Raw genomic sequence first — 14,938 nt, forward strand, 5'->3', positions numbered from 1 at the left:
TTCGTCATGCCCGGCTGCTCGGCCGGGCCGGCGCTCAACCCTCCGTGCCGAAGCGGCGGTTGGACTCCTCGGCCTGCGCCAGCCGCCGCAGGCTCAGCAGCACCGGCTCGTAGAGCACGGTGAGCGCCACCGCCGCCTCGACCTGTTCCAGGGGGGTGCGGAACCGCTCGATGAGATCCAGGTCGGTGACGGCGAGTTGGGCCGCGGCGCGCGCGTACGGCGCCAAGTCGTCGGCTTCGGAGGGGTATCCGAGCCGGGCCAGTGCGGCCACCGCCGCGACCAGCGTCCCCCAGGCGGGTGAGGCGTCGCCCGCCTCCAGGCTCCAGCACCAGTCGAGGCGCCGCATGAGCCGTTCCACCTCGCGGCGGGCGACCGCGGTCGCCGGATCGTCCTCCGCCGGCTCGGGCCCCCGTGGCAGCGCCCAGACGGCCGCACCCAGCCGGACGTTCTGGTCCAGCGACTCGTCCTCCACCGCAGCCAGCACCTGGCGCGCGGTGGCCACCGGCATCTTCCCGACCTGGATCAGCGCCCGCACCAGACGCAGCCGGCGCAGGTGCTCGTCGCCGTACTCCGCCTGGGTGGCGGTGATCCGGCGGCCGGCCGGCAGCAGGCGCTCGCGCAGGTAGTACTTGATCGTGGCGGCCGGGACTCCGCTGCGATCGCTCAGTTCCGCGAGCCGCATCCTCTTGCGCCCTTCATTGGAGAGTGTCACTATCCAATCAGGATAGCTTGGCTATCCAACACATCGACAACGGGGGAGCCGTCATGGGCGCCGAACTGATCGAAGGCCGGGTCACCGCCGCGGCGGAGGGCGACCTGGTCGTCTTCGTCATCGGGATGCGGATCAACAACTTCTGGGCGCTGCGCAGCTGGTGGCCGGTCTTCACGGCAATGCCGCGCATGCTGAAGGAGCTGTCGCGGGAGAAGGACAGCGGGCTGCTGGGCTTCCGGCTCCGGCCGGGGATGCCCCGGGTCTTCGAGGTGATCCAGTACTGGGAGTCGCGCGAGAAGCTGCTCGCCTACGCCGCGGCGCCGGATGCCGAGCACCGTCCGGCGTGGACGGCCTTCAACCGGCGGGCGCGGGCGGGGAAGGGCAGGGTCGGCATCTTCCACGAGACGTATGTCGTGCCCGCGGGCGGCTACGAGTCGATCTACGTCGACATGCCGGCGTACGGCCTGGGCGAGGCCGCGGGCGTCGTGCCGGTCGGCCGCCGCGGCGAGAGCGCGAAGGCCCGCCTCGCGTACCGGGCGGGCTGACGGCGGCGGAAACGAGTGCGGCGCGCCGGCGCCGGGGGCTGTGGACGGAGCCCCCGGCGCCGGCGCGCCCGTGTTTCAGGTGTTTCGGGTGGTGGAGCCCGCTGCGAGGGGCGGCGTCGGCCCTCGCGTCAGGCTCCTCGGTGGGTTGCGGACTCAGCCGTTGCGGCGCAGGGCCTCCGAGAGCCGGCCGGCGGCGTCGATGACGGCCTGGGCGTGCATCCGGCCCGGGTGCCGGGTCAGCCGCTCGATCGGTCCCGAGACCGAGACGGCGGCGACCACTCGGTTCGAGGGCCCGCGCACCGGCGCCGAGACCGAGGCGACGCCCGGCTCCCGCTCGCCGATGGACTGGGCCCAGCCGCGGCGGCGCACGCCGGAGAGCGCGGTGGCCGTGAAGCGGGCGCCCTGGAGGCCGCGGTGCAGCCGCTCCGGCTCTTCCCACGCCATCAGGACCTGGGCGGCGGAGCCCGCCTTCATGGGCAGCGTCGAGCCGACCGGCACGGTGTCCCGCAGTCCGGACAGCCGTTCCGCGGCGGCCACGCAGATCCGCATGTCGCCCTGGCGCCGGTAGAGCTGGGCGCTCTCGCCGGTCACGTCCCGCAGGTGGGTCAGGACCGGTCCCGCCGTGGCGAGCAGCCGGTCCTCGCCCGCCGCGGCGGCGAGCTCGGAGAGCCGGGGGCCCAGGATGAAGCGGCCCTGCATGTCGCGGGCGACCAGCCGGTGGTGTTCGAGCGCGACCGCGAGGCGGTGCGCGGTGGGGCGGGCGAGGCCCGTGGCTCCGACGAGCCCGGCCAGGGTGGCCGGGCCGGACTCCAGCGCGCTGAGCACCAGAGCCGCCTTGTCGAGAACGCCGACGCCGCTAGAGTTGTCCATGAGACGATATTCGCGTCTCACACTGTGAAACGCAAGTTCAATTTTCCAGCGAAGCCGTCAGGCTGGGGGGCACGGCAGGGACGCCGTCCGGAACGAGGGGATCGGACGATGTCCTCAACAGACGAGTTGGCCGGCAGCGACGCCGGTCGGAGGGACAGCGATGGGTAGGACACTCGCGGAAAAGGTCTGGGACGACCACGTCGTCCGGCGCGCCGAGGGCGAGCCCGACCTGCTCTACATCGATCTGCACCTGCTGCACGAGGTGACCAGTCCCCAGGCCTTCGACGGTCTGCGGTTGAACGGGCGCCAGGTGCGGCGGACCGATCTCACCATCGCCACCGAGGACCACAACACCCCGACTCTCGACATCGACAAGCCGATCGCCGACCCGGTCTCCCGGACCCAGCTGGAGACGCTGCGCAAGAACTGCGCGGAGTTCGGCGTCCGGCTGCACCCGCTGGGCGACGTCGAGCAGGGCGTCGTCCACGTGGTGGGACCGCAGCTGGGCCTGACCCAGCCCGGCACCACCGTGGTGTGCGGCGACAGCCACACCTCCACGCACGGCGCCTTCGGCGCGCTCGCGTTCGGTATCGGCACCAGCCAGGTCGAGCACGTCCTGGCCACCCAGACCCTGCCGCTGGCCCGCCCCAAGACCATGGCGATCACCGTCGACGGCGAGCTGCCCGCCGACGTCACCGCCAAGGACCTGATCCTCGCCGTCATCGCGAAGATCGGCACCGGCGGCGGCCAGGGCTATGTCATCGAGTACCGCGGCCCGGCCATCGAGAAGCTGTCGATGGAAGCCCGGATGACCGTCTGCAACATGTCGATCGAGGCGGGCGCGCGGGCCGGCATGATCGCCCCCGACCGCACCACGTTCGACTATCTCCAGGGCCGTGACCACGCGCCCTCGGGTGCCGACTGGGACGCCGCCGTCGAGTACTGGCAGACCCTGCGCACCGATGACGACGCGGTCTTCGACCACGAGGTCCGCATCGACGGCGCCTCACTGGCCCCGTTCGTCACCTGGGGCACCAACCCCGCCCAGGGCGCCCCGCTGAGCGCCTCGGTGCCGGACCCGGCCTCGTTCGACGACCCCAGCGACCGCCTGGCCGCCGAGAAGGCCCTGGAGTACATGGGACTTCACGCGGGGCAGCCGCTGCGCGAGGTCAAGGTGGACACCGTCTTCGTCGGCTCCTGCACCAACGGCCGGATCGAGGACCTGCGGGCCGCGGCGTCCATCGTCGAGGGCCGTCAGGTGGCCGACGGCGTCCGCATGCTGGTCGTCCCCGGCTCGGTCCGCGTCGCCCTGCAGGCCGTCGCCGAGGGGCTGGACAAGGTCTTCACCGCCTCCGGTGCCGAATGGCGCCATGCCGGGTGCTCGATGTGCCTGGGCATGAACCCCGACCAACTCGCCCCTGGTGAGCGCTCCGCGTCCACCTCCAACCGCAACTTCGAAGGACGGCAGGGCAAGGGCGGCCGTACGCACCTGGTATCGCCGCAGGTCGCCGCCGCCACGGCGGTACTCGGGCACCTCGCTTCGCCCGCGGACCTGACCGACGCCGACGCCCGTACCGCCGTGGAGGCCTGATACCGATGGAAGCTTTCACCACACACACCGGCCGGGCCGTCCCGCTGCGCCGCGGCAACGTCGACACCGACCAGATCATCCCGGCCCACTGGCTGAAGAAGGTCACCCGCAACGGCTTCGAGGACGGGCTCTTCGAGGCCTGGCGCAAGGACGGGTCATTCGTCCTCAACCAGCCCGAGCGCGCCGGGGCGACCGTTCTGCTGGCCGGCCCCGACTTCGGCACCGGCTCGTCCCGCGAGCACGCCGTGTGGGCCCTGCAGAACTACGGCTTCAAGGCCGTCGTCTCGTCTCGCTTCGCGGACATCTTCCGGGGCAACTCGCTCAAGAACGGCCTGCTCACGGTCGTGCTGCCGCAGGAGACCGTCGAGCAGCTGTGGAAGCTGACCGAGGCCGACCCGACCGTCGAGGTCACGGTCGACCTGGTCGCCCGCGAGGTCCGGGCGGAGGGACGCGACGGAGTTACGGTTGCAGCCGCGTTCGAACTCGACGACAACGCCCGCTGGCGGCTGCTGGAAGGGCTGGACGACATCAGCCTGACCCTCGCCAACGAGGCGGACATCACCACCTATGAGCGCTCCCGCCCGGCGCACAAGCCGAGCACCGTGCAGGTCTGACGGTCCCCCCAGGGCATCCGGCCGGATTTCGAAGCGCCTTCCGCCGTCCGCGGAGGGCGCTTCGGCATGTCCGCACCACCGTATTGGCCCTGTCGCGTGAGACATTGGCCCCGCCACGCGCGACAACTCACCGCAGATGGCACAATCGGTACATGGAACCCGACGCCCAACTCGAGCTCTACGGGGTCCTCGCCGCCCGGCTGAAGGAGGCGCACGCGCGCGTCGCGAATCTCCAACTACCCGATGACACAAGGCTGGAGTTGAACCGGAGACTCCTCGCCGTGACCGCCGCGGCCAAGCACGATCTCGCGGGTGCGGCACGGCGTCTGGACGTCTTCCTGCGGGAGCTCGACCAGGGCGGATTTCTTGATCAAGGAACTGTCTGAGAGCCGAGTTCGTTGCGGCACAAGGGTGATTCGCCCGTTTCGTATTTGATTTGCGGTATATATCCGCCTAACGTGCGAAAAAGCCCGTACTCATTCGCCGGGCAAGTTTCCGAAGGGGAAGACGTGAACAAGGCGCAGCTCGTAGAAGCGATTGCCGACAAGGTAGGCGGCCGCCAGGCCGCCGCGGACGCGGTTGACGCGGTTCTCGACGCGATCGTCCGCGCGGTCGTCTCCGGCGACCGGGTCTCGGTCACCGGATTCGGTTCGTTCGAGAAGGTCGACCGTCCCGCCCGCTATGCCCGCAACCCCCAGACCGGGGAGCGGGTCCGGGTCAAGAAGACCTCGGTACCGCGCTTCCGCGCGGGTCAGGGCTTCAAGGACCTGGTCAGCGGCTCCAAGAAGCTCCCGAAGAACGATGTCGCGGTGAAGAAGGCGCCCAAGGGCAGCCTGAGTGGCGGGGCTTCCACCCGCACCACCGCCAAGGCCGCGGCCAAGAAGGCCACGGCGAAGAAGGCGACCGCGGCGAAGAAGGCCGTGACCGCCAAGAAGACCACCAGCGCTCCCGCCAAGAAGACGACCACCACCGCCAAGAAGACGTCTGCGGCGAAGAAGACCACGGCCACCGGCAGCGCCGCCGCCAAGAAGGCGACCCCGGCCAAGAAGGCCGCCACCGCCAAGAAGGCCGCGGCCAAGAAGTCCGCCCCGGCCAAGAAGGCCACGGCGAAGAAGGCCCCGGCCAAGAAGAGTGCCGCGCGCAAGATCGCTGCGAAGCGGACCGCGACAAAGTAGTCACCACCGCAGGCCGCGACGGGCCGGGCTCCCCGACAGGGAGCCCGGCCCGCGCCGGTTTCCGGCCGTTCCGCGGCTCCCACGCCGCCGTTACCCCTGCGGCGCCTGGGGATCGGCGAACGTCTGCAGTGTCAGGAAGACCACCCGGCGGTCGTCGCCGGCGCCCTCGGTGCGGATCCGCACCCGCTGCCCCGGCCGCAGCAGCCGCAGGCCCCCCGCGTCGAAGGCGGCGGCGTCGAACGGCAGCGGAGTCCCGTCGTCGAGCAGCACGCTGCCGGCTCGTGTCCCGGGGTCGTATGTGTACGCGGTCGCCTGCATGACCGGCAGCCTAGTGAATACCGCCGCCACCAGGACACCGCCGGGTCGTGTCCCAGCGCCGACGCGACGCCGCTCAGTCGGGGATGAGCAGCCCGGTGGCGATGTCCGCGGTCCGCGGTCCGACGCCCAGGGCGAGTGCCACCCGCAGGTCGGCGGGGGTGTCGACGTCCTGCCGCACGGAGTCCACCCCCGGCAGCGTGATCTCCCGGGCGCCGGACGCCCGGTGCCGGGCCCGGGAGGCGCCGCCGAACGCCGGTGCCAGGTCGTGGCCGGGCGGCGCGGTGAGCAGCGTGGTGCCGATCGCGGCCGCGTCGGCCAGGAAAGCCCTCCCTGGAGCCCGCGCGGCATGGTTGAGCACCGCGGAGAGCTCCAGAGGCCGCAGTGCCGGGAGATCGGCGTTCAGGGCCGCTACGGCCGCATCGGGGATGGCGGACCGGATGAGGTGTCCGCCGTAGGCGAGCGCCGCGTTGAGCCCGGCCGCCGGGGCGTCCGGCACGACCCGCGCCCCCAGGGCGGTCAGTTCCGCCGCCGCCACCGGATCGTCGGTGACGACGGTGACGCTCCTCACCTGCGCGCACGCCAGCACGGCGGCCACGGTGTCCTGGGCGAACGCCAGCGCCAGCCCCGGCCGCACGGTCCCCGCCGCCGGCGCCAGCCGGCTCTTGGCCACGGCGAGCGGCTTCAGCGGTACGACGAGGGACCACATGACGGGTACGGGCACCGACCCATTGTGCGGTGACCCGCCGATCCGGCGGTCACGCCCCCGCCGCGCCGTTCCCGTCGAAGCCCGGGGGCGCGCCCCTCGGCCCGGCCACCCTGGCGTTACGGTGTGCGTACCGGCGACACTTGTGCGGCTGCACTGGTGCGGCCCCCGCGCAATGAGGAGGAAGTTCTGGTGTCCCGCCGCAGAATCGGCTTCTGGTACCGGCTCGCTGCCGCCATCGCGAAACCGCCGCTTCTTCTCTTCTTCAAGCGGGATTGGCACGGAATGGAGCACATTCCGGCCGACGGTGGATTCATCACCGCCGTCAACCACAACTCTTTCCTCGACCCGCTGTCGTACGGCCATTTCCAGTACAACACCGGACGCGTTCCGCGCCTGCTCGCGAAGGCCGGCCTCTTCAAGATCTTCTTTGTCGGCATGATGCTGCGCGGAACAGGTCAGATTCCGGTCTACCGGGAGTCCACGGACGCCGCCAACGCGTTCCGCGCCGCCGTCGCCGCGATCAACTCCGGCGAATGCGTCGCCTTCTATCCGGAAGGCACGCTGACCCGCGACCCCGACCAGTGGCCGATGATCGGAAAGACCGGTGCCGCCCGGGTGGCGCTGCTCACCGAAGCGCCGGTGATCCCGATCGCGCAATGGGGCGCCAACGAGGCGATGCCGCCGTACGCGAAGGAGAACAAGTTCTCCCTCTTCCCCCGCAAGACCCTGCGGGTCGTGGCGGGTCCGCCCGTCGACCTGTCGCGGTTCTACGGGCGGGAGCCGACCGCCGAGGTGCTGCGCGAGGTCACCGACGTGATCATGATGGAGATCACCGAGCTCCTCGCCGGGATCCGCGGGGAGGTCGCGCCCAAGGAGGTCTACGACCCGCGCAAGGCGGCCCGCGCCCGCCGGGCGGACAAGGCGGCGGACAGGGCGGAGCAGGCCGCGAACCCGACAACGGTCGCGCACCCGGCGAAGACCGTGAACCCGACAACGGTCGCGAACCCGGCGAAGGCCGCGCCGTCCGGAAGCACCCCGCGGATGCCCGCGCCGCGGCCCGTGAAGAACCCGACGGACCAGCAGGAGGAGGCGTAAGTGTCAACGCGCTGCGCGGTGTACGGAACAGGCTCCTGGGGCACCGCCTTCGCGATGGTGCTCGCCGACGCCGGATGTGACGTCTCGCTGTGGGGCCGCCGGCCGGAGCTGGTGGAAGCGGTCAACGCCACCCACACGAACCCGGACTACCTGCCGGGAATCGCGCTGCCCGAATCCGTACGGGCCACCACCGACCCGGCCGAGGCCGCCAGGGACGCCGAGTTCGTCGTCCTGGCCGTCCCGTCGCAGACGCTGCGCGGCAACCTCGCCGAGTGGGCGCCCCTGCTGCGTCCCGACGCGGTCCTGGTGAGCCTGATGAAGGGCGTCGAACTCGGCACCGCCAAGCTGATGAGCGAGGTCGTCGAAGAGGTGGCCAAGGCGGGCCCCGAGCGCGTCGCCGTGCTCTCCGGCCCCAACCTGGCCAAGGAGATCGCCGCCCGGCAGCCCGCCGCGTCCGTGGTCGCCTGCCGCGACGAGTCGGTGGCCCAGCGGTTCCAGGCCGCGTGCCACACCGCGTACTTCCGCCCGTACACGATCACCGACGTGGTCGGCTGCGAACTCGGCGGAGCGGTCAAGAACGTCATCGCGCTCGCCGTCGGCATCGCCGACGGCATGGGGCTCGGCGACAACACCAAGGCCTCGCTGATCACCCGTGGGCTGGCCGAGACGACCCGGCTGGGCCTGGCCATGGGGGCCGACGCGCACACCTTCGCGGGCCTGGCGGGCATGGGCGATCTGGTCGCCACGTGCTCCTCGCCGCTCTCCCGCAACCACACCTTCGGCACCAACCTCGGCCGCGGCATGTCGCTCGCGGAGACCATCGCGGTCACCCGGCAGACTGCCGAGGGTGTGAAGTCCTGCGAGTCGGTGGCCGATCTGGGGCGCAGGCACGGTGTCGACATGCCGATCACGGACACCGTCGTGGACATCGTGCACAACGGGAAGCCGCCGGTCGTGGCCGTCAAGGAGCTGATGTCCCGCTCCGCGAAATCCGAGCGGTAGGGTCAACGAACCATGAGCAATCTGCCTTCCTCCCAGCCCTCCGACCAGCCGGGCCGCAAGCCCCGGGTAGCGCTCGTCTTCGGCGGGCGCAGCTCCGAGCACGGGGTCTCGGTGGTCACCGCCGCCAGCGTGCTGCGGGCCATCGACCGGTCGAAGTACGACGTCCTCCCCATCGGGATCACGACCGACGGCCGCTGGGCGCTGACCAGCGACGACCCGGACCGGATGGCGATCACCGACCGCCGGATGCCGACCGTGGAGCAGGTCACCGACCATGACGGCACCGTCGTGCTCCCGGTCGACCCCGCCAACCGCGAGGTCGTCTACAGCGAGCCGGGACTCGTGCCCAAGGCACTCGGCGACGTCGACGTCGTCTTCCCCGTGCTGCACGGCCCGTACGGCGAGGACGGCACCCTGCAGGGCCTGCTGGAGCTGTCCGGCGTGCCCTACGTGGGCGCCGGCGTCCTCGCCTCGGCCGTCGGCATGGACAAGGAGTACATGAAGCGGGTCTTCATCTCCTTCGGCCTGCCCGTCGGGCCGTACCTGGTGATCCGGCCGCGCGACTGGGAGAACGACCGGGAAGCCGCGCGCCGCGGCGTCGTGGAGTTCGCCGCGGACCACGGCTGGCCGCTCTTCGTCAAGCCCGCCCGTGCCGGCTCGTCGATGGGGATCAGCAAGGTCGAGGACGCGTCCGGTCTCGATGAGGCGATCGAGGAGGCCCGGCGGCACGACCCGAAGGTCATCATCGAGTCGCTGCTGCGCGGCCGGGAGATCGAGTGCGGCGTCCTGGAGTTCGAGGACGGCCCGCGCGCCAGCCTCCCCGCCGAGATCCCGCCGGTCACCGCCCACGACTTCTACGACTTCGAGGCCAAGTACATCGACTCGGCCGAGGGCATCGTGCCGGCGCCGCTCACCCCCGAGCAGACCGCCGAGGTGCAGCGGCTCGCCGTCGCGGCCTTCGACTCGGTCTCCTGCGAGGGCCTGGTCCGCGCGGACTTCTTCCTGCTCGACAGCGGAGAGTTCGTCATCAACGAGATCAACACGATGCCCGGCTTCACGCCCATCTCCATGTACCCGCGCATGTGGCAGGAGAGCGGCGTCGGCTACCCCGAGCTGGTGGACAAGCTGATCCAGGCCGCCCTGCGGCGCCGGACCGGGCTTCGCTGAAGCCCTTGCGGCGGATCGCGCGTCGGACTTCCGCTCCCGCCCGCCGCCGCGGCACCGGTCGTCCGGTGGCCGAGGCGGCGGCCCGGACCATCCATGATCCGCCGGAAGGGCCTACAGCTCGTTCGGGATCGTCTTCTTGACGGCGCCGGCGAGGTCGGTCAGGGGGCCGACGTCGCCGGCGTACTTCTTGGGGAGGGTCACCTCGACGTACGCCCTGCGCAGCGTCGTGGTGAGCTTGAAGCTGCCGTCGCCCTGGGCCTGGATCAGCCAGCCGACGCCGTCCACCTCCACCGAGTCCGCGCTCGCGTCGCTCATCTCGGCCGGCCTCGGCACCCCGCAGCGCAGCACGATCGCCGGATTTCCCCACCCTGCGGTGAAGTCGGACGCGGGCCTGAGATCATGCACGCCGAGTCCATTGACCGAGTGCGGCAGATCCCGGTGCAGCGCACGGCAGTAGACGGCGGCTTGCGCGTCCGGAGCCGGTACCGGCGTCTGCTCGGCCGGACCGGCTGCGGAAACGAAGACCGCCGCCGCGGACAAGCACGCGACGGCGGCAACGGAAATCAGCGCGAACCGGCGAAAAGCTATCACCGGACGAGCATAGTCGGGGGCTACAGATGGACGACGGGACAGGTCAGAGTACGGGTGATCCCGTCCACCTGCTGTACCTTCGCGACCACCATGCGGCCCAGGTCGTCGACCGTGTCCGCCTGGGCCCGGACGATGACGTCGTAGGGACCGGTGACGTCTTCGGCCTGAATGACACCGGAGATCTTCGCAATCGTCTCCGCTACTGCCGAGGCCTTCCCAACCTCGGTCTGGATCAAGATGTACGCCTGTACCACGGAACCTCCAGGGCGGCTTCGAGGATCATGTGGGGCTTCAAGGATCATGTGGGAGGGGGACGCCACGTTATCGCGTCGCCGCACGGCGCGGGGAGACCCGCGCGGCACCGAGCACTCGCTTTGAGCGGAATCTCCAGGGGAATGACGACGTGAAAGGGACAAACAGATGAAGGGGACCGTGGGCGAGTTGGGGGAGTTCGGGTTGATCAGGGAGTTGACCTCCCGGCTCACGACCACTCCCAATGTACGCCTGGGGCCTGGGGACGACGCGGCGGTGGTGGCCGCGCCGGACCGCCGGGTGGTCGCCACCACCGATGTGCTGCTCGAAGGGCGGCACTTCCGGCGCGACTGGTCCACCGCCTACGACGTGGGCCGCAAGGCCGCGGCGCAGAACCTCGCGGACATCGCCGCGATGGGGGCGGTGCCCACCGCGGTCCTGCTGGCGCTGGTCGTGCCGGCGGAGTTGCCGGCCACCTGGCCGATCGAGCTGATGGACGGCATCCGCGACGAGTGCCAGGTGGCCGGCGCCGCCGTGGTCGGCGGCGACGTGGTGCGCGGCGACACGATCACGGTCGCGGTCACCGCGCTCGGCGACCTCCGCAACCGCGAGCCGGTCACCCGCTCCGGTGCCCGGCCCGGCGACGTCATCGCGGTGACCGGCTGGCTGGGTTGGTCGGCGGCCGGCCTGGCGGTGCTCTCCCGCGGCTTCCGCTCGCCGCGCGCGTTCGTCGAGGCGCACCGGCGGCCCGAGCCGCCGTACCACGCGGGCCCCGCGGCGGCCGAGCTCGGCGCCACCGCGATGACGGACGTCAGCGACGGACTGGTGGCCGACCTCGGACACATCGCCACGGCGAGCGGTGTGGTGATCGACCTGAAGTCCGCGGACATCGACGTGCCCGCCCAGATGTCCGACATCGGCCAGGCGGTCGGCGTGGATCCGCTGCACTGGGTGCTGACCGGGGGGGAGGACCACGCGATCGTCGCGGCCTTCCCGCCCGACGTGAAGCTCCCGGCCCGCTGGCGCGTGATCGGCGAGGCGCTCAAGGCCACCGGCCTCCCGCACGTCACCGTGGACGGCGCCGCCTGGGATCAGGCCGGCGGCTGGGACCACTTCGGCGACACCTCGGCGCAGAGCGCCGGGAACGCCGGGAACTAGGTTCGCCCTCATGCGTACCTCCCCGCCCCGGGTGCTGACCGTCGCCGGATCCGATTCCGGCGGCGGTGCGGGCATCCAGGCCGACCTGAAGACGATGCTGGCGCTCGGCGTGCACGGCATGAGCGTGGTGACGGCCGTGACCGCGCAGAACTCGCTGGGCGTCCAGGGGGCCTGGGAACTGCCCGTGGCCGCCGTCCGCGCGCAGTTCCGCAGCGTGGTCGATGACATCGGCGTCCAGGCCGTCAAGACCGGCATGCTCTCCTCGGCCGCCGTCGCCTCCGAGGTGGCCGCTCTGCTGGCGGACGTGGGCGCCCCCGTGGTCGTCGACCCCGTCGGCATCTCCAAGCACGGGGACGCCCTGCTGACGGCCGGGGCCCTGGAGGTCGTCCGCACCGAACTGCTGCCGGTGGCGACCGTCGCCACCCCGAACCTGGACGAGGTCAGGCAGTTGACGGGTGTCGTCGTGGACGGCGAGGGGGCGATGCGCGAGGCCGCGGAAGCGGTGCTGGCGCTCGGGCCGCGCTGGGCCCTGATCAAGGGCGGCCATCTCGACGGCGACGCGGTGGACCTGCTCTTCGACGGTTCGCGGGAGTACCGGTTCCGTGCCGCGCGGTGCGACAACCGGCACACCCACGGCACCGGCTGCGCGTTGGCGAGCGCCATCGCCTCGTACCTGGCCCTGGGCCTGGCGGTGCCGGAAGCGGTCGGCGCGGCGAAGGAGTACGTCACCGGCGCCATCACGGCCGGTTTCCCGCTGGGCGGCGGGATCGGCCCGGTCGACCACGGCTGGCGGCGGCGTCAGGAGTCCTGAGCGCGGACCCGACCCGACCCCGGACGCAAGAAAACCGGCCCACCCTGAGGTGGACCGGCTTCGAGTAGCCGCAAGGCTGCGCTGCTACGACGTGTACGCGTCAGCGCGAGACCTTGCCGGCCTTGATGCACGAGGTGCAGACATTGAGGCGCTTCGGCGTCCGACCGACCACAGCACGCACCCGCTGAATGTTGGGATTCCAACGGCGGGGAGTACGGCGGTGCGAGTGGGAAATAGCGTTGCCGAAGCCCGGCCCCTTGCCGCAGACGTCGCAGTTGGCAGCCACGGGTCACTCCAAAGACTTCGAGATGCACTTACAGTGAAAAGCCCGGGAGATTCCCGGACAACCGGAGCAGCATACAACGGCCACTCCCGGACAACGAAATTACCACGGCCGCGGGGTCCGCCGTCCCGGGGCGACTGCCGCCGTGACGGTTGTCACGGCTACTCTCACCTGCAGCAGTCTCCGCTTCCGGTGACCCGCAGGAGGACTTGGTGCCGCACACGCTCGACGCTTCCGCGGTGCGCGCGTGGTGCCGACTGGCCCTCCAGGCGCTGGGCCGGGCCCGCGAGGAGATCGACGCGATCAACGTGTACCCGGTCGCCGACGGGGACACCGGCACCAATCTGTACCTGACGATGGAATCCGCCGCCCAGTCCGTCGAGGCCGTCTTCGACGGCCATGCCGCCTCCGGCCACGCCCCCGACCTCGCCCAGGCCTTCCGCGCCCTGTCCCATGGCGCCCTGATAGGCGCCCGCGGCAACTCCGGCACGATCCTCGCGCAGCTGCTGCGGGGCATGACGGAAGCGCTCACGGACGATGCGGCGGGTGCTGCCGGGGCAGGGGACCGGGATCCCGCGGACCCCGCGGAGTCGCTGCGCCGGGCGCTGCGCCGGGCCGCCGGGTCCGCGTACCTGGCGGTGGCCCATCCCGTCGAGGGCACGATGCTCACCGTCGCCACCGAGGCGGCGACCGCCGCGGAGCGCGACGGGGGCGGCCTGGTGTCCGTCGCCAGGGCCGCCCACCAGGGCGCGCGCGTCGCGCTTTCCGCCACCACCGGGCAGCTCGCCGCGCTGGGCAGGGCCGGCGTCGTGGACGCGGGCGGGCGCGGGCTGGTGGCCGTGCTGGGCGCGCTCGCCGACGCGCTCTCCGGCGAGGTGCCGATGGGGCCGCTCGCCGATCACGCGGCACCTGTCCCGTACGGCTGCCGCGACGAGGACGGCTCCGACCCGCACGTCGTGCCCGGCGGCCCGTCCTTCGAGGTCGTCTACCTGCTGGAAGCCGCCGACACCGCCCTGCCCGCGCTGCGCGCCCGGCTGGACGCGCTGGGGGACTCCCTGGTGGTCGTCGGCGGCGACGGCCTCTGGAACGTCCACGTCCACGTGGACGACGCGGGCTCCGCCATCGAGGCCGGCATCGAGGCGGGCCGCCCCTACCGGATCCGCGTCACCCACTTCGGCGACCAGGCCCGGCAGCGGCCCGATGCCGACACCCACGTGGTGCTCGACCCGGTCTCCCGCCACCACGAGGGCGCCGATGACGGCGGACGGCCGCCGGAGCGGGTGCGGCGGGCCGTGGTGGCCGTCATCCGGGGCGACGGGCTGGCCGAGCTCTGCGCGCGGGCCGGCGCGACGGTCGTCGCCGTCCGCCCCGGCGACCCGCCCGCCAGCGGCGAGATCGCGGCCGCGATCCGCCGCGCGAACGCCCGCGAGGTGGTGCTCCTGCCGAACGACGTGGAACTGCGGCACGCCGCGGGCGCCGCCGCCGACCGGGCCCGTGGCGACGGCGTCCGGGTCGCCCTGATCCCCACCCGCTCCGCGGTCCAGGGGATCGCCGCACTCGCCGTCCACGAGCCCGCACGGCGCTTCGACGAGGACGTCGTCGCCATGACCTCGGCGGCCGGCGCCACCCGCTACGCGGAACTGGCCGTCGCCGAGCACCGGTCGTGGACCATGGCCGGCATCTGCCAGGCGGGCGACGTCCTCGGGCTGATCGACGGCGACGTCGCCGTCATCGGCGGCAACCTCGTCGAGACCGGCACGATCGTCCTCGACCGCATGCTCGCCGCGGGCGGCGAGCTGGTCACCCTCGTCCTCGGCGCCACCGCCCCGCCCGACCTGGCGGACCGCATCCAGGCCCACGTCCAGTCCGGCCACCTGGCGGTGGACACGGTGGTCTACGAGGGCGGCCACCAGACCTGCCCGCTCCTCATCGGCGTCGAGTAGACGGGTCACCGCACGCCCCCCGCACACGTCTTCCCCCAGAGGTTGGTCAGCCCCCCGCGCCGCGTACGGGGGTCGGAGGGCGGAGCCCCCGGTTTCGGGAAGGGA

The 14,938-nt window shown here is 71.9% G+C and carries 18 protein-coding genes; 11 read left to right on the top strand and 7 right to left on the bottom strand.

Features of this window, described 5'->3' with window-relative positions:
- Window positions 1-34: 34 nt before the first annotated feature.
- Window positions 35-682 carry a MerR family transcriptional regulator gene (locus tag M2266_RS25545; RefSeq protein WP_277441349.1) on the bottom strand — a complete coding sequence of 216 codons (648 nt, stop codon included), beginning with the start codon at window positions 680-682 and terminating at the stop codon, window positions 35-37.
- A gap of 83 nt (window positions 683-765) precedes the next feature.
- Here M2266_RS25545 and M2266_RS25550 point away from each other — a divergent pair, with 83 nt between their 5' ends.
- Window positions 766-1,257, top strand: a complete 492-nt coding sequence (locus tag M2266_RS25550) for a DUF4188 domain-containing protein (protein ID WP_277441350.1) — start codon at window positions 766-768, stop codon at window positions 1,255-1,257.
- A gap of 153 nt (window positions 1,258-1,410) precedes the next feature.
- Here the strand turns inward: M2266_RS25550 and ndgR are convergent, their stop codons facing one another.
- Window positions 1,411-2,127 carry an IclR family transcriptional regulator NdgR gene (ndgR, locus tag M2266_RS25555; RefSeq protein WP_138356489.1) on the bottom strand — a complete coding sequence of 239 codons (717 nt, stop codon included), beginning with the start codon at window positions 2,125-2,127 and terminating at the stop codon, window positions 1,411-1,413.
- Between the two features lie 160 nt (window positions 2,128-2,287).
- Here ndgR and leuC point away from each other — a divergent pair, with 160 nt between their 5' ends.
- From leuC to M2266_RS25575, 4 genes are all read left to right on the top strand, one after another.
- Window positions 2,288-3,718, top strand: coding sequence for a 3-isopropylmalate dehydratase large subunit (gene leuC, locus M2266_RS25560; protein ID WP_277440292.1), 1,431 nt, complete (start codon window positions 2,288-2,290; stop codon window positions 3,716-3,718).
- Window positions 3,719-3,723: 5 nt separating this feature from the next.
- Window positions 3,724-4,332 (top strand): 3-isopropylmalate dehydratase small subunit, encoded by a 609-nt coding sequence (gene leuD, locus M2266_RS25565; RefSeq protein WP_277440293.1) that lies wholly within the window; start codon window positions 3,724-3,726, stop codon window positions 4,330-4,332.
- 152 nt (window positions 4,333-4,484) lie between these two features.
- A complete protein-coding gene (locus tag M2266_RS25570) occupies window positions 4,485-4,718 on the top strand; it encodes a hypothetical protein (RefSeq protein WP_277440294.1) in 234 nt (77 codons plus the stop codon).
- Between the two features lie 123 nt (window positions 4,719-4,841).
- Entirely contained in the window at window positions 4,842-5,507 is a 666-nt protein-coding gene (locus M2266_RS25575; RefSeq protein ID WP_277440295.1) for an HU family DNA-binding protein, read from the top strand.
- A gap of 90 nt (window positions 5,508-5,597) precedes the next feature.
- Here M2266_RS25575 and M2266_RS25580 read toward each other — a convergent pair whose 3' ends face one another.
- Together M2266_RS25580 and cofC are read right to left on the bottom strand one after the other, a co-directional pair.
- On the bottom strand, window positions 5,598-5,825 hold the full coding sequence (locus tag M2266_RS25580) for a hypothetical protein (RefSeq protein WP_277440296.1): 228 nt from the start codon (window positions 5,823-5,825) through the stop codon (window positions 5,598-5,600).
- Between the two features lie 73 nt (window positions 5,826-5,898).
- Window positions 5,899-6,531, bottom strand: coding sequence for a 2-phospho-L-lactate guanylyltransferase (gene cofC, locus M2266_RS25585; protein ID WP_277441351.1), 633 nt, complete (start codon window positions 6,529-6,531; stop codon window positions 5,899-5,901).
- 189 nt (window positions 6,532-6,720) lie between these two features.
- On the opposite strand from cofC, the gene M2266_RS25590 reads away from it, so the two are divergent.
- Genes M2266_RS25590 through M2266_RS25600 form a run of 3 tightly spaced genes read left to right on the top strand, consistent with a single transcriptional unit; the run spans window position 6,721 to window position 9,795 of the window.
- A complete protein-coding gene (locus tag M2266_RS25590; protein ID WP_277440297.1) occupies window positions 6,721-7,626 on the top strand; it encodes a lysophospholipid acyltransferase family protein in 906 nt (301 codons plus the stop codon).
- A complete protein-coding gene (locus M2266_RS25595) occupies window positions 7,627-8,628 on the top strand; it encodes an NAD(P)H-dependent glycerol-3-phosphate dehydrogenase (protein WP_277440298.1) in 1,002 nt (333 codons plus the stop codon).
- A 12-nt stretch (window positions 8,629-8,640) separates the two neighbouring features.
- Window positions 8,641-9,795: a D-alanine--D-alanine ligase family protein gene (locus M2266_RS25600; RefSeq protein ID WP_277440299.1), complete on the top strand. Its 1,155-nt coding sequence runs from the start codon at window positions 8,641-8,643 to the stop codon at window positions 9,793-9,795.
- Between the two features lie 111 nt (window positions 9,796-9,906).
- Here the strand turns inward: M2266_RS25600 and M2266_RS25605 are convergent, their stop codons facing one another.
- Window positions 9,907-10,386, bottom strand: a complete 480-nt coding sequence (locus M2266_RS25605) for a DUF3515 domain-containing protein (RefSeq protein WP_277440300.1) — start codon at window positions 10,384-10,386, stop codon at window positions 9,907-9,909.
- Window positions 10,387-10,406: 20 nt separating this feature from the next.
- A complete protein-coding gene (locus tag M2266_RS25610) occupies window positions 10,407-10,640 on the bottom strand; it encodes an Lrp/AsnC ligand binding domain-containing protein (protein ID WP_138356479.1) in 234 nt (77 codons plus the stop codon).
- 166 nt (window positions 10,641-10,806) lie between these two features.
- On the opposite strand from M2266_RS25610, the gene M2266_RS25615 reads away from it, so the two are divergent.
- Both M2266_RS25615 and thiD read left to right on the top strand, forming a co-directional pair.
- The gene (locus M2266_RS25615) at window positions 10,807-11,796 is read left to right on the top strand and encodes a thiamine-phosphate kinase (protein WP_277440301.1); all 990 of its coding nucleotides are present in this window, start codon (window positions 10,807-10,809) and stop codon (window positions 11,794-11,796) included.
- A 10-nt stretch (window positions 11,797-11,806) separates the two neighbouring features.
- The gene (gene thiD, locus M2266_RS25620; protein WP_277440302.1) at window positions 11,807-12,607 is read left to right on the top strand and encodes a bifunctional hydroxymethylpyrimidine kinase/phosphomethylpyrimidine kinase; all 801 of its coding nucleotides are present in this window, start codon (window positions 11,807-11,809) and stop codon (window positions 12,605-12,607) included.
- Between the two features lie 100 nt (window positions 12,608-12,707).
- Here the strand turns inward: thiD and rpmB are convergent, their stop codons facing one another.
- A complete protein-coding gene (gene rpmB, locus M2266_RS25625; RefSeq protein WP_138356476.1) occupies window positions 12,708-12,893 on the bottom strand; it encodes a 50S ribosomal protein L28 in 186 nt (61 codons plus the stop codon).
- 209 nt (window positions 12,894-13,102) lie between these two features.
- On the opposite strand from rpmB, the gene M2266_RS25630 reads away from it, so the two are divergent.
- Window positions 13,103-14,833 carry a DAK2 domain-containing protein gene (locus tag M2266_RS25630; RefSeq protein ID WP_277440303.1) on the top strand — a complete coding sequence of 577 codons (1,731 nt, stop codon included), beginning with the start codon at window positions 13,103-13,105 and terminating at the stop codon, window positions 14,831-14,833.
- The last annotated feature ends 105 nt before the right edge of the window (window positions 14,834-14,938 follow it).

This window comes from Streptomyces sp. SPB162, from assembly GCF_029504575.1.
In the GTDB taxonomy this organism is placed as follows: domain Bacteria; phylum Actinomycetota; class Actinomycetes; order Streptomycetales; family Streptomycetaceae; genus Actinacidiphila.

What these genes read in the sequence shown, in the direction of transcription:
- ndgR (WP_138356489.1), bottom strand. Translation starts at nt 2,127, where the DNA reads ATGGACAACTCTAGCGGCGTCGGCGTTCTCGACAAGGCGGCTCTGGTG.
- leuC (WP_277440292.1), top strand. Translation starts at nt 2,288, where the DNA reads ATGGGTAGGACACTCGCGGAAAAGGTCTGGGACGACCACGTCGTCCGG.
- M2266_RS25615 (WP_277440301.1), top strand. Translation starts at nt 10,807, where the DNA reads ATGAAGGGGACCGTGGGCGAGTTGGGGGAGTTCGGGTTGATCAGGGAG.
- cofC (WP_277441351.1), bottom strand. Translation starts at nt 6,531, where the DNA reads ATGTGGTCCCTCGTCGTACCGCTGAAGCCGCTCGCCGTGGCCAAGAGC.
- M2266_RS25600 (WP_277440299.1), top strand. Translation starts at nt 8,641, where the DNA reads ATGAGCAATCTGCCTTCCTCCCAGCCCTCCGACCAGCCGGGCCGCAAG.
- M2266_RS25580 (WP_277440296.1), bottom strand. Translation starts at nt 5,825, where the DNA reads ATGCAGGCGACCGCGTACACATACGACCCCGGGACACGAGCCGGCAGC.
- M2266_RS25545 (WP_277441349.1), bottom strand. Translation starts at nt 682, where the DNA reads ATGCGGCTCGCGGAACTGAGCGATCGCAGCGGAGTCCCGGCCGCCACG.
- leuD (WP_277440293.1), top strand. Translation starts at nt 3,724, where the DNA reads ATGGAAGCTTTCACCACACACACCGGCCGGGCCGTCCCGCTGCGCCGC.
- thiD (WP_277440302.1), top strand. Translation starts at nt 11,807, where the DNA reads ATGCGTACCTCCCCGCCCCGGGTGCTGACCGTCGCCGGATCCGATTCC.
- M2266_RS25570 (WP_277440294.1), top strand. Translation starts at nt 4,485, where the DNA reads ATGGAACCCGACGCCCAACTCGAGCTCTACGGGGTCCTCGCCGCCCGG.
- M2266_RS25550 (WP_277441350.1), top strand. Translation starts at nt 766, where the DNA reads ATGGGCGCCGAACTGATCGAAGGCCGGGTCACCGCCGCGGCGGAGGGC.